Below are 22,335 nucleotides of genomic sequence, written 5' to 3'. Positions count from 1 at the left end.
TCATAAAATGAGCGTTATCGCGCCATTTCTTTCATATTTTCTTACATGATGCACGTTTGTTAAATCATTCTCGCAACAAATTTTTTAACATTTTCGATTCGTGTGGATTATGTCACCAGGAGAAGGATGAAAAGTGTGGCAAACTGGAATCTGCAAGGCATGCTGCTGGACAGAGATAGCGCGGCTTCATACAATCGGAGCTAACGAAAACGCGCACGTATTTATTAAGGCATCACCGATAATCGGGACGAGGATTTATATCCATCAACGCCTTGCAATTCAGGAGAGGTATGACAATGTCATTAGAAGTGTTTGAGAAACTGGAAGCAAAAGTACAGCAGGCGATTGATACCATCACTCTGTTGCAGATGGAAATCGAAGAGCTGAAAGAAAAAAACAACTCACTGTCGCAGGAAGTTCAAAATGCCCAGCATCAGCGCGAAGAGCTGGAGCGTGAGAACAACCATCTGAAAGAACAGCAGAACGGCTGGCAGGAACGTCTGCAGGCTCTGCTGGGTCGCATGGAAGAGGTCTGATTACGCTTCATCTTTCGCACCGTAGCTGCGTTGGCTGCGCTCAGCTCCCCCAGTCACGTAGTTTACTACGCTCCAGGGGATATCTTCGTTTGCCAACTTGCTACAACACGAAATCTTTCGCGTAATTGATTTACTGTGTAGGCCAACAGGTAACGTAGAAAAAAGGCACCTTGCGGTGCCTTTTTTATCACTCAATATCCAGCGGATCTTCAGAAAGAATAATCCCGGTATTGTCGGCGTAGAGATGGTCGCCGGAGAAGAAGGTGACGCCGCCAAAGTTGACGCGGACATCGCTTTCGCCAATGCCTTCGCCAGCAGCACCGACCGGAATTGCCGCCATCGCCTGGATGCCGATATCTAACTCTTCCAGATCATCTACCTGACGCACTGCGCCGTAAATGACCAGCCCTTCCCATTCATTTTGTACTGCCAGACGCGCCAGTTCGGCATCGACCAGTGCGCGACGAACAGAACCACCGCCATCGACGACAAGAACACGACCACGACCATTCTGTTCGAGCAGATCATACAGCAACCCGTTGTCCTCGAAACATTTTACCGTGATGATTTGTCCGCCAAACGACGCCCGTCCACCAAAGTTGGAGAACAGCGGTTCCACGACGTTGACATCTTCTTGATAGATGTCACAAAGCTCGGAAGTATCGTATTTCATAGGCTTAACATTCAGTTGCTGCGAGAATTTTCAGTATATCGCGCTATGTGGGTTGTTGGCAAAATCATCAATTGTTAATTGATATTTGTCAGTTATGCTGCCCACTGGCTTAGGAATATCCCTAAAACAAACAGCAAGTTAGTCAGTAATGCGCCCTTGACAGTGCGTTCCAGCATTGGTCGCATCGCTACCGGATCCATTTCACGCATCACATAACGAGCCTGTTTCACCAATAACGGCGTTGCCAGCAGGAACAACCAGCCCCACAGGCTGTGCAGCGAAAAGAGATTAAACAGCGCCAGGCACACCAGTGAGCCCATCAGCAGGCAGGCATGGTAACGACGTGCGTTTACTGCACCTAAGCGCACCACCAGCGTGTTTTTGCCATTCTCGCGGTCGCTATTAATATCACGCAGGTTATTAATGTTTAGAACCGCTGTTGCCAGCAGGCCACAGGCGGTTGCCGGAAGGATCAATGCCGGAATCAACGTATGCGCCTGCAAATACCAGCTCCCCATCACGCTCAACCAGCCAAAGAAAACCAGTACGGAAATATCACCCAGACCGATATAACCATAAGGGCGATTGCCCACGGTGTAGGTGATAGCGGCGATGATCGACAAACCGCCCAGAATCAGGAAGCCGACAAAATCGGTCAGCGTATGGCACGCCACTGCGACCAGCGCCAGTCCGGAGAGACAGATGAGCACGACGGTAATGATGAGCGCCCGTTTCATCTCTTGCTGGGTAATAACCCCTTTTTGCATACCACGTAGCGGCCCGATACGGTCAGGTTTGTCGCTGCCTTTGACGGCATCGCCGTAATCATTGGCGAGGTTAGAAAGGATCTGTAATAGTCCGGCGGTAATCAGTGCCAGCAGGGCGACCAGTGGATCGAAGTGACCTTGCCACCATGCCAGTGCTGTCCCGACGATAATTGCAGCAAAGGCGAGGGGGAGGGTTTTAGGTCGTAAACTTTCCAGCCACGCCTGAGTTCGGCTAATTTGTTGTTCAGTCATAATACGCGCCAATAAAAATGGGGCCTTTCAGCCCCATCAAACAATGATGAAAATGATTGAACGCGATTATAGGATAAAACGGCTCAGATCTTCATCTGCCACCAACGCATCCAGATGTTTGCTCACATAATCTGCGTCAATGGTGATAGTTTGACCGCTTAAATCGCTGGCGTCGTAGGAAATCTCTTCCATCAAACGCTCCAGAACGGTATGTAAACGACGTGCACCGATGTTTTCGGTAGATTCGTTCACCTGCCATGCCGCTTCCGCGATACGCTTAATACCGGAATCCGTAAATTCGATATTCACGCCTTCAGTCGCCATCAGTGCTTTGTATTGCACGGTGATAGAGGCATTCGGCTCGGTCAGAATGCGCTCGAAGTCGCTGGTGGTCAGCGCCTGGAGTTCGACGCGGATCGGCAGACGACCTTGCAGTTCCGGGATCAGGTCAGACGGTTTCGCTACCTGGAATGCACCAGAAGCGATAAACAGAATGTGGTCAGTTTTGACCATCCCGTGTTTGGTAGAAACGGTGCAACCTTCTACCAGCGGCAGCAGGTCACGCTGAACGCCTTCACGAGAAACATCCGGACCAGAAGACTCGCCGCGCTTACAGATTTTGTCGATTTCGTCGATAAACACGATCCCGTGCTGTTCAACGGCGTCGATAGCGTCTTGCTTCAGTTCTTCCGGGTTAACCAGTTTCGCCGCTTCTTCTTCAATCAGCAGCTTCATGGCGTCTTTGATTTTCAGCTTACGTGCTTTTTGCTTCTGACCGCCCAGGTTCTGGAACATGGACTGCAACTGGCTGGTCATCTCTTCCATTCCCGGAGGCGCCATAATTTCAACGCCCATCGGTGCTGCGGCAAGATCGATCTCGATTTCTTTGTCATCGAGCTGGCCTTCACGCAGTTTTTTGCGGAATGCCTGACGGGCAGCGGACGGTTCCTGCTGCTGTTCGGTCTGTCCCCAGTTGTTTTTAGCTGGTGGGATCAGCACGTCGAGAATGCGCTCTTCTGCCAGTTCTTCAGCGCGATAGCGGTTTTTCTCGATAGCTTGTACACGCACCATTTTCACGGCGGCATCGGTCAGATCGCGGATGATAGAATCGACTTCTTTACCCACATAACCGACTTCGGTGAATTTGGTCGCTTCAACTTTGATGAACGGCGCGTTTGCCAGTTTTGCCAGGCGACGGGCGATTTCAGTTTTACCGACGCCAGTCGGGCCGATCATCAGGATATTTTTCGGGGTCACTTCATGGCGCAGCTCTTCGTTGAGCTGCATACGACGCCAGCGGTTACGCAGTGCAATCGCCACGGAACGCTTGGCGTTATCCTGGCCAATGATGTGCTTATCAAGTTCGCTGACGATTTCGCGTGGGGTCATTTCAGACATGGGAGATCCTTACGCTTTGTAGCTTAATTCTTCGATGGTATGGAAATGGTTGGTATAGATGCAAATGTCGCCTGCAATATCCAACGCCTTTTCAGCAATTTCACGAGCACTCAGTTCAGTGTTTTCTAACAGTGCGCGCGCCGCCGCCTGGGCATAAGGCCCGCCGGAGCCGATAGCAATAAGATCGTTTTCTGGCTGCACTACGTCACCATTACCGGTGATGATCAGCGAAGCGGTTTCATCTGCGACTGCCAGCAGTGCTTCAAGTTTGCGCAACATGCGATCGGTACGCCAGTCTTTTGCCAGTTCAACGGCGGCTTTAACCAGATGGCCCTGATGCATTTCCAGTTTACGTTCAAACAGTTCGAACAGCGTAAAAGCATCCGCAGTACCGCCCGCAAAGCCCGCGATGACTTTGTCGTTGTACAGACGGCGGACCTTTTTCACGTTGCCTTTCATTACGGTATTGCCCAACGTGGCCTGACCATCACCAGCGATGACCACATGGCCGTTACGGCGTACGCTTACTATAGTTGTCACGAGCTGACCCCTTGGTTACGAATACAGAGTACAAACCCCGTACAAAAGTACGGGGCATAATGCAATTATAGATGGGGGGGATTTTGAGGGTTTCAACCCCCGGCGGCGAGCCGAATGCAGTTTGTATGACCCGCCATCTTCAGGCGATTGAGGGTGCTGTCTGCGTTCTCTTTGCCTTTCACCGGGCCAATGACCACACGATTCCAGCCATTGTTGGTGGTAATTTTCGAGTCAAAACCTTCGAACGCCAGCTGAGCACGTACCGTCTCTGCCTGTTCTGCGCCTCTGAACGAACCGCACTGTACCATCCAGCGGCGTTCATCTTTTTTCTCTGCCGTCGGTTTTGGCGCGTCAGCTGCACGAGCAACTGGCGCAGCTTGCTGCGGCTTCGACTGCGCGGTAGTGTGCGCAGGGGTTTGCAGCAGATCCTGGTACGGCTGCTGAGTAGAAGCCGGTTTTGACTGGCGCGGCTGCGACTGAACCGGCGCGGCTTGCGACGTACGCGTCTGTTGTTGCCAGCTTTGTTCGGTTGTTCGCGACTGCTGAGCCAGGCGTTGCTGTTCCGCTAACTGCTGCGCCTGACGCTGGCGTTGTAGCGTTTGCTGGCGCTGTTCTGGCGTTTGCTCATTCCACGGAACTTCAACTAACTGCGTTGGCTGCTGGCGCATATCGGCCTGCATTTGTTCAAGAAGCTGGCGCTGTTCTGGTGTCAGTTGCTCCGGCGTTTTTACTTCACCACCGGCAGAAGGTTCTGTTGGCGCACGCACACCCGGCTGGCGACTTTCCAGCTCTTTAATGTAGCGCCAGCGTTCTTCCGGTTTCGGAGGTAGTCCGTTTCCGGTCACTTTCTGGCTTTGCAGCGTCTCGGACTCTTCTTTCTTGTGATGCGTAATGAAGTACAGACCACCGATAAAGGTCACAAGAACGGCGGCAGCAATAGCGACCATTGCGGGAGAAACCGCAGGCAGATTTCGTTGCTTTTTCCGTGAGGTACTCTTTTTTCGCCGCGAAGGTGCCGGTTGGCTGCGGCGTACATAATCTCGTTGTGCCACTATCGTTTCGCTGTATTTATTCGTTCGTCAGCCCGCCATGTTACTTAAGCGGCGGGCCTTTGACCAGTCACGGAAGCCTTAAAGGTTTACTTTAAGTCAATGTGCGTGTCGATCCCCGGATAATAAGCTCGCAGTCCATTAAACGTGAGCCGCTGCCGACCGTTTGCCCCTGCATTTGGTCAAGCAATAACAACATTGCCTCCCGACCAATTTCATAGCGCGGCTGTGCGATGGTTGTCAGTGGCGGATCACAAAATTGCGTCAGGTCTATGTTATCAAAACCGATTATGGAAAGGTCATCAGGAACTTTCAGCCCCTGACGTTTCGCCTGCGAAAGTGCGCCAAGTGCCATCACATCGCTATGACAGAAAACAGCAGTTGGCGGTTGCGGAAGGTCAAGCAACTGCTGCATGGCTTTACTTCCGGCGTCGAAGGTGAAGTCGCCACGGGCGATATATTGTGGATCAACCATAATTCCGCAGCGACGCAGAGCCTGAACGTAACCTTGCAGGCGATAGTGACACAGCGGCATTTCTTCCGGACCAGCAATACAGCCGATCAATTTATGCCCCTGTTCATACAGGTAATTTACCGCATCAAATGCAGCAGTCAGGTTGTCGATATGAACTGTAGGCAGTTCCAGCTCCGGAGCAAATTCGTTCGCCATCACCATCGGCGGCAGATTACGCTGTTCCTCAATGCTGGCATCAAACGGCAGCCTTGAACCAAGCAGCAACATGCCATCAATTTGCTTAGTGATTATCAAATCGATAAAGGTTTTTTCCTGCTGGTTTTGATGTGCACAGTCGCCAATCAGTACCAGATATCCATGACTTGCTGCCGTAATTTCGATACCGCGAATAATTTCGCTAAAGAAGGGATCGCAGATATCCGGGACAATCACCAGAATGGTGCGGGATTCATTACGCTTGACGTTACGCCCCATCGGCTGCGGTAAATAACCCACTTCCCGGGCGGCTTTTTCAACCCGGTTACGAGTCGCCAGGGAGACCTTATCTGGATTCATTAACGCTCGGGAGACGGTCGCCGTAGAAACTTTTGCTTTCAGGGCGACGTCTTTCATGGTTGCGGCAGTTTCCTGCTTCTTCGCTTTCACACTCACTCCTCGCCTGGCACGTCAGGCGTACTACATCCGTGTTTACTTCACATCGGCAACATTTTTAGCAGATAGCGCGTGAAAACGGTTACAGAATTTTCATGAAAAGTGTGATGAATATTTAATTTTTCGATCCGCCTCGCATCGTTAGCGGTTTAACCCTCAATAGGATCGACATCCAGCACCCATTTCACTTTCCGTGAATCCGGTATTGTATTAATAAGCGCCAGTGTACCGTTAATGATGTGCTGTAAGCGCACGCGGGAAGGATGTTGCAGCAGGATTTGCCAGCGCCAGCGACCGCCGCGTTTAGGTGCCAGTGCCGGAACCGGACCGAGAACCCACAGTTTGTCATCCGCCAGCGGACTGGAGAGGATGAGATTTCGCAACTGTTGCAGGAACAGCGGCGCGTGCTGATTGTTATGATCCTCCGCGCGCACAATCACGTGGCTGGTCCACGGTGGTAGTTGCATCATTCGTCGTTCGGCCAGCGCCTGTTCCGCAAAGGCGTCGTAGCCTTTATAGAGCAACGTTTGCAAGAGAGGATGTTCCGGATGATGCGTTTGCAGCACCACTTCGCCCTGTTTACCCGCGCGCCCCGCACGACCGGCGACCTGGGTGTAAAGCTGGGCGAAACGTTCTGCGGAACGAAAATCGGCAGAAAACAGCGCGCCGTCCACGTCCAGTAACGCCACAAGTGTGACATCCGGAAAGTGGTGGCCTTTCGCCAGCATTTGTGTGCCAATCAAAATCCGCGCGCCGCCGCGATGCACTTCCGCCAATTGTTGCTCCAGCGCCCCTTTGCGGCTGGTGGTATCGCGGTCGATACGTGAAATGGCTACACCAGGGAACATTGGCGCGAGCGTCTGTTCAAGCTGTTCGGTGCCCAGCCCCACGGGCACCAGGTGTGTGGAACCGCAGGAAGGGCACTGGCGCGGCACCGGACGCTGACTGTCACAGTGGTGGCAGCGCAGATGGTGCTGCGCCTGATGCAGCGTGTAGTAGTGATCGCAACGTGGGCATTCGGCTATCCAGCCACAGTCGTGGCACAGTAGCGCAGGCGCAAAGCCACGGCGGTTAAGAAAGAGAATGACCTGGTTATTGGCCTGTAAATGCTGGCGCATACGGGTGATTAACGCCGGAGCCAGCCCCGCCTGCACCTTCTGACCTTTTAAATCCAGCACATGTTGAATTGCCGGACGCGCATTCCCCGCCCGGCGCGTCAGGCGCAGCAGGCGGTATTTTTTCTGCTGGACGTTGCACAACGTTTCCAGCGCGGGCGTTGCGGAGCCAAGAATAATCGGGATTTGCTCGCTGTGCGCACGATACACCGCCAGGTCGCGGGCATGATAGCGCCAGCCTTCCTGCTGCTTGTAGGAGCTGTCATGTTCTTCGTCGATGACAATCACGCCGAGATTTTTAAACGGCGTAAACAGCGCGGAGCGGGTGCCGATGACAATCGCCGCCTCGCCATTTTTCGCTTTCAGCCACGCAGAAAGACGTTCGCTGTCGTTCAGACCGGAATGCAGAACTTCCACGGGCGCATTAAAGCGTTCACGAAAACGGGCGATAGTTTGTGGTGTCAGGCCGATTTCCGGCACCATTACCAGCGCCTGTTTGCCCTGAGCGAGCACGTTTTCCAGCACGCTGAGATAAACTTCTGTTTTACCGGAGCCGGTGACGCCCGCCAGCAGCCAGGCGGAAAAGGTATCTGCCGCGCTATGGATGGCACCAACGGCGGTGGCTTGTTCAGTATTTAGTCGCAACCGCTCGCCAGAAACGGCATAGTTCGTTCGCCAGTCAATAAATTCCGGTGTTTCGCTTGCCAGTTCGCACAAACCTTTTTTGCGCAGCGCCTGCAACGCGGCATCATTAAATTCGAGCGTGGCGACCTGGTCGCGCCAGATTTTCCCTTGCCGCAATGCCGCCAGTGCCTGTTGTTGCTTTGGCGAACGTTTCAGGCTGTTAATATCTACCGCCTGACCTTGCTCGGTGGCAAACCAGTACCACATGGGCGCGTTCGCCGCAGGTCGTCCCTGGCGCAGTAAAATCGGCAAGGCATGAAACAACACATCGCCAATTGGATGATGATAGTAATCCGCCGCCCATAGCAGTAATCGCCAGACGGAGTGAGTAAACACCGGCTCAACGTCCAGCACTTCAACTACCGCTTTTAGCTCGTTGAGCGGCAGCTCGCTGACATCGCTAACTGACACCACAATCCCGATGCGTTCTTGCTGTTTACCAAACGGCACGCGCACGCGACACCCGGCTTTAACCGTCATGCCTTCAGGCAGCAGATAGTCAAAGGTTCGGGGAAGCGGAACGGGCAAGGCAACGTGAGCAACGGGCATAGCATCATCCTGACTTGAAATTCGGTGGAACAGTATACACATTGCCGTAGAGGAGTGCGGATCAGTTTGCATACGCTGGTTAATTTCTGTATGATTCGGCGCCTTTGATACGAAATGATCGTATTGAAACTATACTTTAAACATCGCGTGGTGTCTGGCGTTAGGGCTGGAAGAGCGACGCGGCCTTAAACCGAGGTTTTCCCATGAAAAAAGATATTCACCCGAAATACGAAGAAATTACTGCTAGCTGCTCTTGCGGTAACGTAATGAAAATCCGCTCCACCGTTGGTCATGACCTGAACCTCGACGTGTGCAGCAAGTGCCACCCGTTCTTCACTGGCAAACAGCGTGATGTTGCTACCGGTGGCCGTGTTGACCGCTTCAACAAGCGTTTCAGCATCCCGGGCAGCAAATAAGACCGGATTTCCGAAAAAAGCGCCGCACGGCGCTTTTTTTGTGCCTGAAAACCTACATTAGCAACATAACTCATTGAGTTTGTGTCTTTTTATCTTTCTTCTCATAGCGAAAATCCATTTTATCAATACCGTATTTTTTCATGCGCAAATACAGCTTTTTTCTGGGTATCTGAAAGTAATCGGCAACGTCGTTGATACGCCCCTGATGGAAGTTGAGTGCATCAATAATTATTTGTCTTTCATAAGATTCTACGAGTTCATCCAGCGGTGCTGGATCCGTCTCCATCATCTGCAAACTGACCGAATCGTCCAGCATTAAAACGCCGACTGCCACCAGTTCTGCCGCATTCACCAATTCAATAATATTACCAGGCCAGGTACGCGCCATCAGTCGCTTATAAAAAGCTTTTCCCAACAGCGGCTGCTGGCGATTTAATCGTTTACAGGTGAGGGTCAGATAATGGTGAAAAATAGGTTCAATATCCCCCGGTCGCTGGCTGAGTGGTGGGCATTCAATGTGGGTGAGTGAAAAAAGAAAATACAATGCAGGAATAATTTTTTGTGCGGCAGCCAGTTCAGCCAGAGGGCTTTGATTAACAACAATCAGACGAAATGACCGATCCTGGGGTCTTTCCTGGTATTGGATCAAGGCGCGCTGATTTTCTGGCGTTAAATGCTCAAGTTCTTTTAATAACAGCGTGCCACCTTTTGCTTCTTTCACCCATTCTTCCAGGGGCTGCGGGCTATTGGCGCTGAGTGTGCGTTCAATTAAAGGCCTTTCCTTGCGAGAACTAAATTGATGAAGATAGTGGGCGGCTAATGTTCTTCCTGTGCCAGGTTCGCCGTAAAAGCAGACGGGAAGATCGGTTTCTGCCAGCGTTTCAAGCTGTTGACGTGTCTGGCGAATCCAACCACTGTTACCGATTAAGTGCCGATTAAACTGAGCGTGTCGCCATTTTTTTTGTTCCAGATAAGCCTCACGTTCAGCCAGTGCTTTTTCGATAAGTGAGAGAAATTGTTCCGGATTGATCGGCTTTTGCAGGAAATCCCACGCTCCCTTTTTTACTGCTTCAACTGCCATGGGAACATCGCCATGCCCGGTGATCATCAGAATGGGAAGATTAGGGTCAATCAGCATTATTTTTTCCAGTAGCGTAATGCCTGAAATATCCGGCATACAAACGTCGCACACCACGATGCCTTCCCACGTGTTTTGCAGTAATTGTAGAGCCTCAGAAGGGTTGCTACAGGTACATACGACATAACCCTCTTGTTGTAAGAGAGTGCTGTAGGCTTGCAGAACATCATTGTCGTCATCAATTAACAGAATTGTTGGGGTGGTGTCTGTCATGCTTAAAGTTTCCTGAAACGTAGAATAACCAGCGCATGGCGGTCGAGAGTTGACGCGATATATAACTCTCCCTGGCACTGGCGCATAATAGAATGACTAATCGAAAGGCCAATACCCAAGCCTACAGCTTTGTCCGTGGTAAAAGGCGTTAATAGTCGATCAGCCAGATGCACTGGCCAGCCTTTTCCATTATCTGCAATATATAGCGTTACAGTGGAGGCTTCTTCTTCAAAGCTGATGGTTATTGTGGGTGATTGCTCCAGAGTGGCTTCCAGGGCATTCGTAAACAAATTAACTAAAACTTGTTGAATCAAAACATCATCGCCATAAACGGCAGGGAAATTATCAGGGTAGTGAAGAGAGGCCTTCAGTGGTCGATGTTTCAACGCCAGAAGTTCCCAGGATGAATAAATTACCTGCTGTAAATTGATTGCACCGCCAGCCAGTTCACTATCTCGACGGCGGGCAAAGTTGCGCAATCTTTTAACGATGTTATCCATGCGCTCGACCAACGATCGCATTGTGACAATATAATTTTTCACCAAACCAACGTCTTGTTGTTCCAGCGCGCGGTTGGCGCTGAAAAGATACATAGATAATGCATTAAGTGGTTGATTAATTTCATGTGCCAGTGTTGTCATTGTCTGCCCAACCACGGCCAGTTTTGCAGTTTGGATCAATTCACTTTGTGTTGTACGAAGGTTTTTTTCTGTCGCAATACGCTCGCATATTTCCTGTCCCAGTTGACGTTGCTGTTGATTAATTTTCTCAATAGTCTGGCGGAGCAGGTTGGCAATTCTCCCAAGTTCATCGTTGCCGGAGACCGGGATATCAGCATCGAGTTCACCATTGCTTAACTTGACAACGGCATCATTCAGTAACTGAAATCGGCGGATCATTCTGGGACGAATGTAGAGGTAATTTACCAGAATGACGAACAGTAAGGCGGTAACCATAGCCGCCAAAATCAATAGCCCGCTGATTTGCATTATTTTTTCCAATCGGAGATTGAATGTTTGCAATTGTTGATGGCTATTACCTAATTGCGTTTCTAATTGAGCGCGTATTTGCGTAAATACACGCTCTTTATCCCCGATAGTACTCATGAGTGTTTGTTGAGCTTGTTGCCAGGCGGCCAGGGTTCCGGGTAGATAATTTTGCTGTGTACCCAACTCCCACAAGGAATAAACTGTCTGGTGTAATGTGATGGTACTGGAATAAGAAGATAACGACCGCACATTTTCGTCAATGCTGTGTTTCAAAAAATTCAAATACTGAATATGTTGTTTTAACGCGTCTATATCTCCGCTATGCGTGTTAAGCATCTCCTTTAGCGTACTGACGATTTGGGTTTCTATATGTGAAAGTTCGAAAACGAGCTGCAATTCTTTTTGAATGGTTTGCTGAGCATTTTGCAAACTCTGTTTTTCGGGTAGATCTTTTCGTTGGCTGAGTTGATTTAGCAACGACGATTGTTGCCAACTTAAATCCTGAGTAAGTGAGTTGAGTTCATTATTAAAGTCATCATGCAGCCAGTTAACTCTTGAGGATATAACGTCGAGTTTCCCTTTTTCCTGATTGTTGTTGTTCAATGCGTTATCGAGCTTGTTAAGCAGTCTGGCACTACTGGCGACCTGTTGGTTAAGCGCACGTTGATGTACTGAATCAAGATGAGGGTTAATAGCCTTAATTTTTTGTAGCCGTTGTTCAATCTGCTCCCTTACCTGAAGACGACTAGCGGTATTGGTTGTCTGTTGTAGCTCATTAAATTCGTTTACCAATGCGGTGAGGTTTTCTTCAAAAAGAAATGAAGCCTGAATCCTCGGGAAATAATCATCAAGCGCGTAGCGAACCTGAGAATTTTGTTCATACCAGGAATAGAGGCTGACTACGCTAACGAATAGCGTAAGAACGGCGCTAAAAACAAAGGCGAGCCGTAAGCTCGTCCCTATAGTATGTAGTTGTTTCACTTTAACGACTCAAGTTGTGTGTTCACCAATTGCTGCTGATGCAGGAAAAACTGCTGCCATGCCATGAGCTGAGCTTCACGAAAGCCTGATTGCAGTTCGAATTGCTGCAGGTACATGGAATTAACGGACTGCTCCGGGGTAACAGGAACCGCTGTTAATAATGCGCGCACATCTGGCAATTTACGTTTAAGCCGATGTTCTGCGGCATATAATGATTTCCAACTGTTTTGAAGCTCGGTAAGGCGAAAAGTAATCGCATTATCAAATAACAGTTGCACAAGCTTTTGACGCTGCATAATCAACGGATAATCAAGGGAAGGGGAGGCAAATAATCGCAGTTGTTGATCCGCGAGTGGAGTACCGGAGGGTAGCGGATATACCGGATACTTTCCTGAATCAGAATCGCTTAATGCCTGTTGTCCTTCCTGGCTCAACAAAAAATTAATAAAACGCCCCGCCTCCTGTGGATGTTTACTACCGTTTGCGATGGCAATAAACATTGGTGCTGCGCGAGAGTTGGGGAAATAACTGAAACGTAAAGTTGAATTATTAAGCAGTACGTTAGCGTAATTGTCGATGACTGGACCAGCGTCTCCCAGCCCTGTACTGATCTTATTTGCTACGCCAAAGCTGCGTGATGAAATGGTAGCGAGATTGCCGCCTATTTTCAGTAGAGTACCCCAACCATTACTCCATCCTTGTTGTTGCAGGAGATCTTCAATCATCAGATGTGTGGTATCTGAACGTGAAGGGCTGCTCATTAATAGTGTTCCTTGATAACGTGACCTGCTCAATTCCTTCCATGAAGTCGGTACTGGTTCATTTTTATCTTCCAGATGCGCCACATTGATCAGGATGCCATAGCCCGATACTGCAACCGCAACGGTGGTTGAACGAATAGATTCGGGTACTAACTTTCTGCTTGTTTCTATTTGATTATTAAATGGCTGGAGCAGATTTTTACTTTGCAACCGCTGTAGCAACATGGGAGATGAACTCAGTACCAGATCAATATTTTCACCCAATGGATTTTCTAGCAGGCGCTCAATGGATGCACTGGTTCGGTTAAGCGTTCGGATTTTGGTTGCCAGTGGTTGTTTTTGCCATTGACTGATAATGTGCTCCGTCGCTTCCGAAGAAAGCGTTGTAGCAATCACCAGCTCTTGCGCTGAGGTGACATTGACGCATAAAACCCAACAGATTAATGCTCGCTGTATAATACGAATCATGTCAAAAATCCCATTAACGAGAGAAAAACTCTTACGCTGTAATTCATATCATTATCCGTTAGCTAATATACACAATGACTGTAAGACGCTGATGTCAGTATCGGAAATTTCATTAATTCAGATGTAACTAGCGTCACTATATCTGGAAGCGGTTATCAAAAAAAGATCAATATTGCACCTCTGAACATGTGTATCTTACGGAAATAGCGATTGTTACGGCTATTCCCGGTAATTAATTTCGACATTTGTGCTATCGGATTCAGGCCCTGACCGGATTCTATTGTTTCTTTGCGCCAGCCTTCAGAAGTCGGAAGAATGGCTTTAATTCGAGCGCAAATGTACTTGTCACGAGGGTTAACATGAAAATGTTTAAGCCCTGCCTGTTGTTGAACGGTGATGGAAATTTTCATGTTGTGTAGCATGATCCTCCAACAGGGTAAAATCGAGCCTCTTCAATGATCACGTATATGGATACAAAATATGTGACTGACCTCAAAAACTGAAAAAATTAATAAAAGTAATTATTTTTTTATTGGGGCTGTTGTAACCCGTTAATGCCGGAATAATGGCTTCGTTCTATTTTGAGATATAAAAATGGGAAAGAAATGGAACATGACATCTGTATTTTTGAGTCAGTTTTGACTCATATGCCCTGTATTGTAACTTAAACTCACTTGCTTCACTATCTTCAAAACCAATGAAGCAAGGGCTTTTGCAATACTCATCAGAGAGTAGCAACTGGTATTGCTGTTTTAAATAACTCTATGAACTGGAAGGTGATATATGCTTTCTCTATTGAAACCTAAAGTGGCAACACATAAGGTTCCTGAAAGTGAAATAAAGAATACCTATAATCGTTATCGTATGCAGGCGCTATTTAGCGTGTTTATCGGTTATCTTTCGTATTATATTGTCAGGAATAACTTTGTTCTCTCCACACCTTATTTAAAGCAAGATCTTAATCTGTCTGCGACTCAAATAGGTCTACTTAGCAGTTGTATGCTGATCGCCTATGGTATTAGTAAAGGGGTAATGAGTAGTCTGGCAGATAAAGCGAACCCTAAAGTTTATATGGCTGTGGGGTTGGTTCTTTGTGCTCTCGTTAACGTGGCGCTTGGTTTTAGTTTTGCTTTCTGGATGTTTGCGGGACTTGTTATTTTAAATGGTCTCTTTCAAGGGATGGGGGTTGGTCCTTCGTTTATTACAATAGCCAACTGGTTCCCTCGTAAAGAACGGGGCATCGTCGGTGCGGTCTGGAATATTTCGCACAATGTTGGGGGCGGTATTGTTGCTCCGATTGTTGGTGGTGCATTTGCTGTGCTGGGTACTGAACACTGGAAAATAGCAACATATGTTGTTCCAGCGATTGTCTCTGTTGTTATTGCTATTGTGGTACTCATGTCAGGTAAAGGTTCGCCCGTAAGTGAAGGTTTGCCGCCATTAAGCGAAATCGTCCCGGACGACGTCAGCATTAAAGCAAAAGATGAGCGTGCGCCGGAAGATATGACTGCCTGGCAAATTTTTTGTACCTATGTGCTAAAAAACAAGAATGCATGGTTCGTCTCTTTCGTTGATGTTTTTGTCTATATGGTGCGTTTCGGAATTATCAGTTGGTTGCCTATTTACCTGTTAAGTGTGAAACATTTTACGAAGACTGAAATGAGCACGGCATTTTTAATCTTCGAATGGGCGGCGATTCCAACTACGTTATTTGCTGGCTGGTTGAGTGATAAATTATTTCATGGTCGCCGTATGCCACCCGCTATTATCAGTATGGTATTGATTTTCTTCTGCCTGCTGGGCTACTGGAAAAGTGACTCTCTGCTCTCTATTACCATTTTTGCTGCCTGCGTAGGCTGCCTTATTTATGTTCCGCAGTTCCTGGCTTCTGTTCAGACAATGGAAATTGTCCCCAGTTTTGCCGTGGGTTCTGCAGTCGGTTTGCGTGGTTTTATGAGCTATATTCTTGGCGCAACGCTTGGAACAAGTCTGTTTGGTGTTATGGTCGATCAGGTTGGTTGGGATGGCGGTTTTTATCTTCTGCTTGCTGGTGTTATCTGCTGCATTATTTTCTGTACGTTAACGCACTTTGGCGCGATCGCCATGGAACGACAGCGTCAAAATGACGTTGCTGAATTATCGCAAGAGCTTCAGACCAGCAAAAGTTAGGTTTTAGGGGGGCCAGTTATGATGTGATTGGCCCATTACCATGAAAACAGCGACCATTCTTTAGCAACGGTAGTGAGTTGCGGCGCATCGAAAACGGCTTGCGGTGAGACTACTGTTTCTTCAAGCGGGATATTTTTGCCGTAGCGTTCTTTGAGCTTTGCCTGAACCAGCGGGTTACTAAGATCGAACTCTTTTAGTTTTTGCTGCTCGCCCACGCGTATTCCCAGCGCGTTCTGATAAACCTTCCACACCACTTCTGAACAGTACTGGCGATCGTCGCTCCACGAAAAACTGAAGTCATACGGTTTACCCAGATAACGTTTTGCCGTTTGCGCCAGTTTTTGCTGTTGTTCGGTTGTTAACCCACCTTCAACGCGGCGAACAATATATTTGCTATCTTCACCGTGGGCGATCCACTGCTTGAGCGGGGTGTATTTCACCGGGCCGACCGCTTCAAAGACGTAGGGTTTTTTATTGCGTATAACCAGCATACCGGTGTGGCTGTAATCGGAATGGGTCGCCAGTTGGATTGCTTTACTTTGCGATGAGTGAGAAATTTGAAAGATGATGTCGCCGGTTTGCGGTTGCCAGGCAAGGGCAGGCACAGAAACCAGCAGGCCGGGGAGCAGTAGCCTGTTTTTCATAGTTAAACGTCCATGTATAAAAAGCGGTGGGTTAGAGCAGAGCCGCTGACAACGTGCTCGTTGTTTATGCCGGATGCGGCGTGAACGCCTTATCCGGCCTACAAGTTCGTGCAAATTCAATAAATTGCAATATGACGTAGGCCTGATAAGCGTAGCGCATCAGGCGATTCCACTCTCCGCGCCGCTCTTTTCCGCTTTAGTATTCCCACGTCTCCGGGTTAATCCCCATCTCACGCATGATCTCTTTTGCCGCTTCCGGGATTTCGTCGCTGCGCTCTTTACGCAGATCGGCATCATCCGGCAGAGGTTGCCCGGTAAAGGCATGCAGAAACGCTTCGCACAGCAGCTCGCTGTTAGTAGCGTGACGCAGGTTGTTCACCTGACGACGCGTGCGTTCATCGGTGAGGATTTTTAACACCTTAAGAGGAATGGAAACCGTAATCTTTTTGACTTGTTCACTCTTCTTACCGTGCTCAGCGTATGGGCTGATATATTCGCCGCTCCATTCAGCCATGAGATACTTAATCCTCTTCGTCAATAAATTGAGACCAGACCACACAGTTTATAAGGGCACTGGTCATAAACCCGCATAGTTTACCGCACAGGCGCTACCGTGACATCGTGTAATGCGCCTGCCAGTGTGATAATGCATATAATTTTAACGGCAATTTCGGATTTGCTCAATCTATACGCAAAGAAGTTTAGATGTCCAGATGTATTGACGTCCATTAACACAATGTTTACTCTGGTGCCTGACATTTCACCAACAAAGCCCAGGAAACTTCATCACATGACGCGTAAACAGGCCACCATCGCAGTGCGTAGCGGGTTAAATGACGACGAACAGTATGGTTGCGTTGTCCCGCCTATCCATCTTTCCAGCACCTATAACTTTACCGGATTTAACGAACCACGCGCGCATGATTACTCGCGTCGCGGCAACCCAACGCGCGATGTGGTCCAGCGTGCGCTGGCAGAACTGGAAGGCGGTGCAGGTGCGGTGCTAACCAATACCGGCATGTCAGCTATTCACCTGGTCACGACCGTCTTTTTGAAACCCGGCGATCTGCTGGTTGCGCCGCACGACTGCTACGGTGGCAGCTATCGCCTGTTCGATAGCCTGGCAAAACGCGGTTGCTATCGCGTGTTGTTTGTTGATCAGGGTGATGAGCAGGCATTACGGGCGGCACTGGCAGAAAAACCTAAACTGGTGCTGGTAGAAAGCCCAAGTAATCCATTGTTACGCGTCGTGGATATTGCGAAAATCTGCCATCTGGCAAGGGAAGTCGGGGCGGTGAGCGTGGTGGATAACACCTTCTTAAGCCCGGCATTACAAAATCCACTGGCATTAGGTGCCGATCTGGTGTTGCATTCATGTACGAAATATCTGAACGGTCACTCTGACGTGGTGGCGGGCGTGGTGATTGCTAAAGATCCAGACGTGGTTACCGAACTGGCCTGGTGGGCAAACAATATTGGCGTAACGGGCGGCGCGTTTGACAGCTATCTGCTGCTGCGCGGTCTGCGTACTCTGGTGCCGCGTATGGAGCTGGCTCAGCGCAACGCGCAGGCGATTGTGAAATATCTGCAAACCCAGCCGTTGGTGAAAAAACTTTATCACCCATCGCTGCCGGAAAATCAGGGGCATGAAATTGCCGCGCGCCAGCAAAAAGGCTTTGGCGCAATGTTGAGTTTTGAACTGGATGGCGATGAGCAGACGCTGCGTCGTTTCCTGGGCGGGCTGTCGTTGTTTACGCTGGCGGAATCATTAGGGGGAGTGGAAAGTTTAATCTCTCACGCCGCAACCATGACACATGCAGGCATGGCGCCAGAAGCGCGTGCCGCCGCCGGGATCTCCGAGACGCTGCTGCGTATCTCCACCGGTATTGAAGATGGCGAAGATTTAATTGCCGACCTGGAAAATGGCTTCCGGGCTGCAAACAAGGGGTAAAAATGAGTGTGATTGCGCAGGCAGGGGCGAAAGGTCGTCAGCTGCATAAATTTGGTGGCAGTAGTCTGGCTGATGTGAAGTGTTATTTGCGTGTCGCGGGCATTATGGCGGAGTACTCTCAGCCTGACGATATGATGGTGGTTTCCGCCGCCGGTAGCACCACTAACCAGTTGATTAACTGGTTGAAACTAAGCCAGACCGATCGTCTCTCTGCGCATCAGGTTCAACAAACGCTACGTCGTTATCAATGCGATCTGATTAGCGGCCTGTTACCTGCCGAAGAAGCCGATAGCCTCATTAGCGCCTTTGTCAGCGATCTTGAACGCCTGGCGGCGCTGCTCGACAGCGGTATTAACGACGCGGTGTATGCGGAAGTGGTGGGTCACGGCGAAGTGTGGTCGGCGCGCCTGATGTCTGCGGTGCTTAACCAACAAGGACTGCCTGCTGCCTGGCTTGATGCCCGCGAGTTTTTACGTGCTGAACGCGCTGCGCAACCGCAGGTTGATGAAGGCCTTTCGTACCCGTTGCTGCAACAACTGCTGGTGCAGCATCCAGGCAAACGTCTGGTAGTGACCGGGTTTATCAGCCGTAACAACGCCGGTGAAACGGTGCTGCTGGGGCGTAACGGTTCCGACTATTCCGCCACCCAAATCGGTGCGCTGGCAGGCGTTTCCCGCGTAACTATCTGGAGCGACGTTGCCGGGGTATACAGCGCCGATCCGCGTAAAGTGAAAGATGCCTGCCTGCTGCCGTTGCTGCGTCTTGATGAGGCCAGCGAGCTGGCTCGTCTGGCGGCACCTGTCCTCCACGCCCGTACTTTACAGCCTGTATCCGGTAGTGAAATCGACCTGCAACTGCGCTGTAGCTACACGCCGGATCAAGGCTCTACACGCATTGAACGCGTGCTGGCTTCCGGTACAGGAGCGCGTATTGTCACCAGTCACGATGATGTCTGTTTGATTGAGTTTCAGGTGCCCGCCAGCCAGGACTTCAAACTGGCGCATAAAGAAATCGACCAGATCCTGAAACGCGCGCAGGTGCGTCCACTGGCGGTTGGCGTGCATAACGATCGCCAGTTGCTGCAATTTTGCTACACCTCGGAAGTGGCGGACAGTGCCCTGAAAATTCTCGACGAAGCGGGATTACCTGGCGAGCTGCGCTTGCGTCAGGGGCTGGCGCTGGTGGCGATGGTCGGGGCGGGCGTCACCCGTAACCCGCTGCATTGCCACCGCTTCTGGCAGCAACTGAAAGGCCAGCCGGTCGAATTTACCTGGCAGTCCGATGACGGTATCAGCCTGGTGGCAGTATTGCGCACTGGCCCGACCGAAAGCCTGATCCAGGGGCTGCATCAGTCCGTCTTCCGCGCGGAAAAACGCATTGGCCTGGTCCTGTTCGGCAAGGGCAATATCGGTTCCCGCTGGCTGGAACTGTTCGCTCGTGAGCAGAGTACGCTTTCGGCGCGTACCGGATTTGAATTTGTGCTGGCAGGCGTGGTGGACAGCCGCCGCAGCCTGTTGAGTTATGACGGGCTGGACGCCAGCCGCGCGTTAGCCTTCTTCAACGATGAAGCGGTCGAGCAGGATGAAGAGTCGCTGTTCCTGTGGATGCGCGCCCATCCGTATGATGATTTAGTGGTGCTGGACGTGACCGCTAGCCAGCAGCTTGCCGATCAATATCTCGATTTCGCCAGCCACGGTTTCCACGTTATCAGCGCCAACAAACTGGCGGGAGCGAGCGACAGCAATAAATATCGCCAGATCCACGACGCGTTCGAAAAAACCGGGCGTCACTGGCTGTATAACGCCACCGTCGGCGCAGGCTTGCCGATCAACCATACCGTGCGCGATCTGATCGACAGCGGCGATACCATTTTATCGATCAGCGGGATCTTCTCCGGCACGCTCTCCTGGCTGTTCCTGCAATTCGACGGTAGCGTGCCGTTTACCGAGCTGGTGGATCAGGCGTGGCAGCAGGGCTTAACCGAGCCTGACCCGCGTGATGACCTTTCCGGCAAAGACGTGATGCGCAAACTGGTGATTCTGGCGCGTGAAGCGGGTTACAACATCGAACCGGATCAAGTGCGTGTGGAATCGCTGGTGCCTGCCCATTGCGAAGGCGGCAGCATCGACCATTTCTTTGAAAATGGCGATGAGCTGAACGAGCAGATGGTACAACGGCTGGAAGCTGCCCGCGAAATGGGGCTGGTGCTGCGCTACGTGGCGCGTTTCGATGCCAACGGCAAAGCGCGTGTGGGCGTGGAAGCGGTGCGTGAAGATCATCCGCTGGCATCACTGCTACCGTGCGATAACGTCTTTGCCATCGAAAGCCGCTGGTATCGCGATAACCCGCTGGTGATCCGTGGGCCAGGCGCAGGGCGCGATGTCACCGCTGGGGCGATTCAGTCGGATATTAATCGGCTGGCGCAGTTGTTGTAATTTCAGGAGCCCAATAAGGCATAATGCACATGCTTATTGGGCTTAACATAATTTACCTAATTATCCTTGCGTTGTAAGCCGGATAAGGCGTTCACGCTGCATCCGGCAAGAAACAATAAATCCGTCTGCCAGGTTTCTTGTAATTCCCATCCTGAATCTTTTTCATCTTCCCTGATTTTTCCTCACCATCATTGGTCATTTTTCGGTTGACGCCCTTCGGCTTTTCCTTCATCTTTACATCTGGACGTCTAAATGGATAGATGTTCACAACACAACATATAACGATAAGCGATTGATGAGGTAAGGTATGAGCTTTTTTCACGCCAGCCAGCGGGATGCCCTGAATCAGAGCCTGGCAGAAGTCCAGGGACAGATTAACGTTTCGTTCGAGTTTTTCCCGCCGCGTACCAGTGAAATGGAGCAGACCCTGTGGAACTCCATTGATCGCCTTAGCAGCCTGAAACCGAAGTTTGTATCGGTGACCTATGGCGCGAACTCTGGCGAGCGCGACCGTACACACAGCATTATTAAAGGCATTAAAGATCGCACTGGTCTCGAAGCTGCGCCGCATCTCACCTGCATTGATGCGACTCCCGATGAGCTGCGCACCATCGCTCGTGACTACTGGAATAACGGCATTCGCCATATTGTGGCGCTGCGTGGCGACCTGCCGCCGGGAAGCGGTAAGCCGGAAATGTATGCCTCTGACCTGGTGACGCTGTTAAAAGAAGTCGCTGATTTCGATATCTCCGTGGCGGCGTATCCGGAAGTTCACCCGGAAGCGAAAAGTGCCCAGGCAGATTTGCTTAACCTGAGACGTAAAGTCGATGCCGGTGCCAACCGTGCGATTACTCAGTTCTTCTTCGATGTCGAAAGCTACCTGCGTTTTCGCGATCGCTGCGTCTCGGCGGGTATCGATGTGGAAATTATTCCGGGCATTTTGCCGGTCTCTAACTTTAAACAGGCGAAGAAATTTGCCGACATGACTAACGTGCGTATTCCGGCGTGGATGGCGCAAATGTTTGACGGTCTGGATGACGATGCCGAAACCCGCAAGCTGGTGGGTGCGAATATTGCCATGGACATGGTGAAGATTTTAAGCCGGGAAGGGGTTAAAGATTTCCACTTCTATACGCTTAACCGCGCTGAAATGAGTTACGCGATTTGTCATACGCTGGGTGTTCGACCTGGTTTATAAATATTGTGGCTTTTGTGAAAATCACACAGTGATCACAAATTTTAAACAGAGCACAAAATGCTGCCTCGAAATGAGAGAGGGAAAATAAGGTAGTCAGCCTTGTTTTCTCCCTCCTCCCTTGAAGTATGCGAAGCTAAAACCCTTTTTTATAAAGTATTTGTCCTAAATCGGACATAATCAAAAAGGCTTAATTACGATCAATTTGATCTACATCTCTTTAACCAACAATATGTAAGATCTCAACTATCGCATCCGTGGATTAATTCAATTATAACTTCTCTCT

Annotated in this window: 19 protein-coding genes; 6 read left to right on the top strand and 13 right to left on the bottom strand. The window is 50.0% G+C overall.

The features are described from left to right. The first annotated feature begins 290 nt into the window (after window positions 1–290). Window positions 291–536: a septal ring assembly protein ZapB gene (gene zapB, locus WES_RS00985; protein WP_001296623.1), complete on the top strand. Its 246-nt coding sequence runs from the start codon at window positions 291–293 to the stop codon at window positions 534–536. A 187-nt stretch (window positions 537–723) separates the two neighbouring features. Here the strand turns inward: zapB and rraA are convergent, their stop codons facing one another. The 7 genes from rraA to priA all read right to left on the bottom strand — a co-directional run bounded on the left by rraA (window position 724) and on the right by priA (window position 8,689). Further along, the gene (rraA, locus tag WES_RS00990; protein ID WP_000872908.1) at window positions 724–1,209 is read right to left on the bottom strand and encodes a ribonuclease E activity regulator RraA; all 486 of its coding nucleotides are present in this window, start codon (window positions 1,207–1,209) and stop codon (window positions 724–726) included. A gap of 92 nt (window positions 1,210–1,301) precedes the next feature. Next, on the bottom strand, window positions 1,302–2,228 hold the full coding sequence (gene menA, locus WES_RS00995) for a 1,4-dihydroxy-2-naphthoate polyprenyltransferase (protein ID WP_010349503.1): 927 nt from the start codon (window positions 2,226–2,228) through the stop codon (window positions 1,302–1,304). A 66-nt stretch (window positions 2,229–2,294) separates the two neighbouring features. Then, window positions 2,295–3,626 carry an HslU--HslV peptidase ATPase subunit gene (hslU, locus tag WES_RS01000; RefSeq protein WP_001293348.1) on the bottom strand — a complete coding sequence of 444 codons (1,332 nt, stop codon included), beginning with the start codon at window positions 3,624–3,626 and terminating at the stop codon, window positions 2,295–2,297. A 9-nt stretch (window positions 3,627–3,635) separates the two neighbouring features. Continuing rightward, window positions 3,636–4,166 (bottom strand): ATP-dependent protease subunit HslV, encoded by a 531-nt coding sequence (gene hslV, locus WES_RS01005; protein WP_000208242.1) that lies wholly within the window; start codon window positions 4,164–4,166, stop codon window positions 3,636–3,638. A gap of 92 nt (window positions 4,167–4,258) precedes the next feature. Continuing rightward, complete coding sequence (gene ftsN, locus WES_RS01010) at window positions 4,259–5,218, bottom strand: cell division protein FtsN (protein WP_000068842.1); 960 nt, start codon at window positions 5,216–5,218, stop codon at window positions 4,259–4,261. A gap of 91 nt (window positions 5,219–5,309) precedes the next feature. After that, complete coding sequence (gene cytR, locus WES_RS01015) at window positions 5,310–6,335, bottom strand: DNA-binding transcriptional regulator CytR (RefSeq protein ID WP_000644887.1); 1,026 nt, start codon at window positions 6,333–6,335, stop codon at window positions 5,310–5,312. Window positions 6,336–6,490: 155 nt separating this feature from the next. After that, window positions 6,491–8,689: a primosomal protein N' gene (gene priA, locus WES_RS01020; RefSeq protein ID WP_016158824.1), complete on the bottom strand. Its 2,199-nt coding sequence runs from the start codon at window positions 8,687–8,689 to the stop codon at window positions 6,491–6,493. Window positions 8,690–8,892: 203 nt separating this feature from the next. Here priA and rpmE point away from each other — a divergent pair, with 203 nt between their 5' ends. Next, window positions 8,893–9,105: a 50S ribosomal protein L31 gene (gene rpmE, locus WES_RS01025; RefSeq protein ID WP_000710770.1), complete on the top strand. Its 213-nt coding sequence runs from the start codon at window positions 8,893–8,895 to the stop codon at window positions 9,103–9,105. A gap of 70 nt (window positions 9,106–9,175) precedes the next feature. Here the strand turns inward: rpmE and pgtA are convergent, their stop codons facing one another. From pgtA to WES_RS01045, 4 genes are all read right to left on the bottom strand, one after another. Continuing rightward, window positions 9,176–10,456: a two-component system response regulator PgtA gene (gene pgtA / locus WES_RS01030; protein ID WP_000132857.1), complete on the bottom strand. Its 1,281-nt coding sequence runs from the start codon at window positions 10,454–10,456 to the stop codon at window positions 9,176–9,178. 2 nt (window positions 10,457–10,458) lie between these two features. After that, window positions 10,459–12,426 carry an ATP-binding protein gene (locus WES_RS01035; RefSeq protein ID WP_016158823.1) on the bottom strand — a complete coding sequence of 656 codons (1,968 nt, stop codon included), beginning with the start codon at window positions 12,424–12,426 and terminating at the stop codon, window positions 10,459–10,461. Beyond that, on the bottom strand, window positions 12,423–13,655 hold the full coding sequence (locus WES_RS01040; RefSeq protein WP_016158822.1) for an ABC transporter substrate-binding protein: 1,233 nt from the start codon (window positions 13,653–13,655) through the stop codon (window positions 12,423–12,425). The genes WES_RS01035 and WES_RS01040 overlap by 4 nt, the downstream gene beginning before the upstream one ends. Before the next feature lie 155 nt (window positions 13,656–13,810). Beyond that, on the bottom strand, window positions 13,811–14,065 hold the full coding sequence (locus tag WES_RS01045) for a hypothetical protein (RefSeq protein WP_235613310.1): 255 nt from the start codon (window positions 14,063–14,065) through the stop codon (window positions 13,811–13,813). 373 nt (window positions 14,066–14,438) lie between these two features. Here WES_RS01045 and pgtP point away from each other — a divergent pair, with 373 nt between their 5' ends. Continuing rightward, a complete protein-coding gene (gene pgtP, locus WES_RS01050) occupies window positions 14,439–15,824 on the top strand; it encodes a phosphoglycerate transporter PgtP (RefSeq protein WP_000949934.1) in 1,386 nt (461 codons plus the stop codon). 35 nt (window positions 15,825–15,859) lie between these two features. Here the strand turns inward: pgtP and WES_RS01055 are convergent, their stop codons facing one another. Next, entirely contained in the window at window positions 15,860–16,468 is a 609-nt protein-coding gene (locus tag WES_RS01055) for a YiiX family permuted papain-like enzyme (RefSeq protein WP_000797357.1), read from the bottom strand. A gap of 196 nt (window positions 16,469–16,664) precedes the next feature. After that, a complete protein-coding gene (metJ, locus tag WES_RS01060) occupies window positions 16,665–16,982 on the bottom strand; it encodes a met regulon transcriptional regulator MetJ (protein WP_000852812.1) in 318 nt (105 codons plus the stop codon). A 276-nt stretch (window positions 16,983–17,258) separates the two neighbouring features. Here metJ and metB point away from each other — a divergent pair, with 276 nt between their 5' ends. The 3 genes from metB (at window position 17,259) to metF (ending at window position 22,052) form a co-directional block, all read left to right on the top strand. Continuing rightward, a complete protein-coding gene (gene metB, locus WES_RS01065) occupies window positions 17,259–18,419 on the top strand; it encodes a cystathionine gamma-synthase (protein ID WP_001295694.1) in 1,161 nt (386 codons plus the stop codon). Between the two features lie 2 nt (window positions 18,420–18,421). Next, entirely contained in the window at window positions 18,422–20,854 is a 2,433-nt protein-coding gene (gene metL / locus WES_RS01070; RefSeq protein ID WP_000110772.1) for a bifunctional aspartate kinase/homoserine dehydrogenase II, read from the top strand. A 307-nt stretch (window positions 20,855–21,161) separates the two neighbouring features. Continuing rightward, window positions 21,162–22,052 carry a methylenetetrahydrofolate reductase gene (gene metF, locus WES_RS01075; RefSeq protein ID WP_000007526.1) on the top strand — a complete coding sequence of 297 codons (891 nt, stop codon included), beginning with the start codon at window positions 21,162–21,164 and terminating at the stop codon, window positions 22,050–22,052. The last annotated feature ends 283 nt before the right edge of the window (window positions 22,053–22,335 follow it).

This window comes from Escherichia sp. KTE31 (assembly GCF_000407925.1).
Lineage (GTDB): Bacteria > Pseudomonadota > Gammaproteobacteria > Enterobacterales > Enterobacteriaceae > Escherichia > Escherichia ruysiae.
This window is presented reverse-complemented; position numbering and strand designations above follow the sequence as displayed.

Excerpts from the sequence above, each read along its gene's own strand:
- zapB (WP_001296623.1), top strand. The coding sequence starts at position 291 with ATGACAATGTCATTAGAAGTGTTTGAGAAACTGGAAGCAAAAGTACAG.
- rraA (WP_000872908.1), bottom strand. The coding sequence starts at position 1,209 with ATGAAATACGATACTTCCGAGCTTTGTGACATCTATCAAGAAGATGTC.
- menA (WP_010349503.1), bottom strand. The coding sequence starts at position 2,228 with ATGACTGAACAACAAATTAGCCGAACTCAGGCGTGGCTGGAAAGTTTA.
- hslU (WP_001293348.1), bottom strand. The coding sequence starts at position 3,626 with ATGTCTGAAATGACCCCACGCGAAATCGTCAGCGAACTTGATAAGCAC.
- priA (WP_016158824.1), bottom strand. The coding sequence starts at position 8,689 with ATGCCCGTTGCTCACGTTGCCTTGCCCGTTCCGCTTCCCCGAACCTTT.
- rpmE (WP_000710770.1), top strand. The coding sequence starts at position 8,893 with ATGAAAAAAGATATTCACCCGAAATACGAAGAAATTACTGCTAGCTGC.
- pgtA (WP_000132857.1), bottom strand. The coding sequence starts at position 10,456 with ATGACAGACACCACCCCAACAATTCTGTTAATTGATGACGACAATGAT.
- WES_RS01040 (WP_016158822.1), bottom strand. The coding sequence starts at position 13,655 with ATGATTCGTATTATACAGCGAGCATTAATCTGTTGGGTTTTATGCGTC.
- WES_RS01045 (WP_235613310.1), bottom strand. The coding sequence starts at position 14,065 with ATGAAAATTTCCATCACCGTTCAACAACAGGCAGGGCTTAAACATTTT.
- pgtP (WP_000949934.1), top strand. The coding sequence starts at position 14,439 with ATGCTTTCTCTATTGAAACCTAAAGTGGCAACACATAAGGTTCCTGAA.
- WES_RS01055 (WP_000797357.1), bottom strand. The coding sequence starts at position 16,468 with ATGAAAAACAGGCTACTGCTCCCCGGCCTGCTGGTTTCTGTGCCTGCC.
- metJ (WP_000852812.1), bottom strand. The coding sequence starts at position 16,982 with ATGGCTGAATGGAGCGGCGAATATATCAGCCCATACGCTGAGCACGGT.
- metB (WP_001295694.1), top strand. The coding sequence starts at position 17,259 with ATGACGCGTAAACAGGCCACCATCGCAGTGCGTAGCGGGTTAAATGAC.
- metL (WP_000110772.1), top strand. The coding sequence starts at position 18,422 with ATGAGTGTGATTGCGCAGGCAGGGGCGAAAGGTCGTCAGCTGCATAAA.
- metF (WP_000007526.1), top strand. The coding sequence starts at position 21,162 with ATGAGCTTTTTTCACGCCAGCCAGCGGGATGCCCTGAATCAGAGCCTG.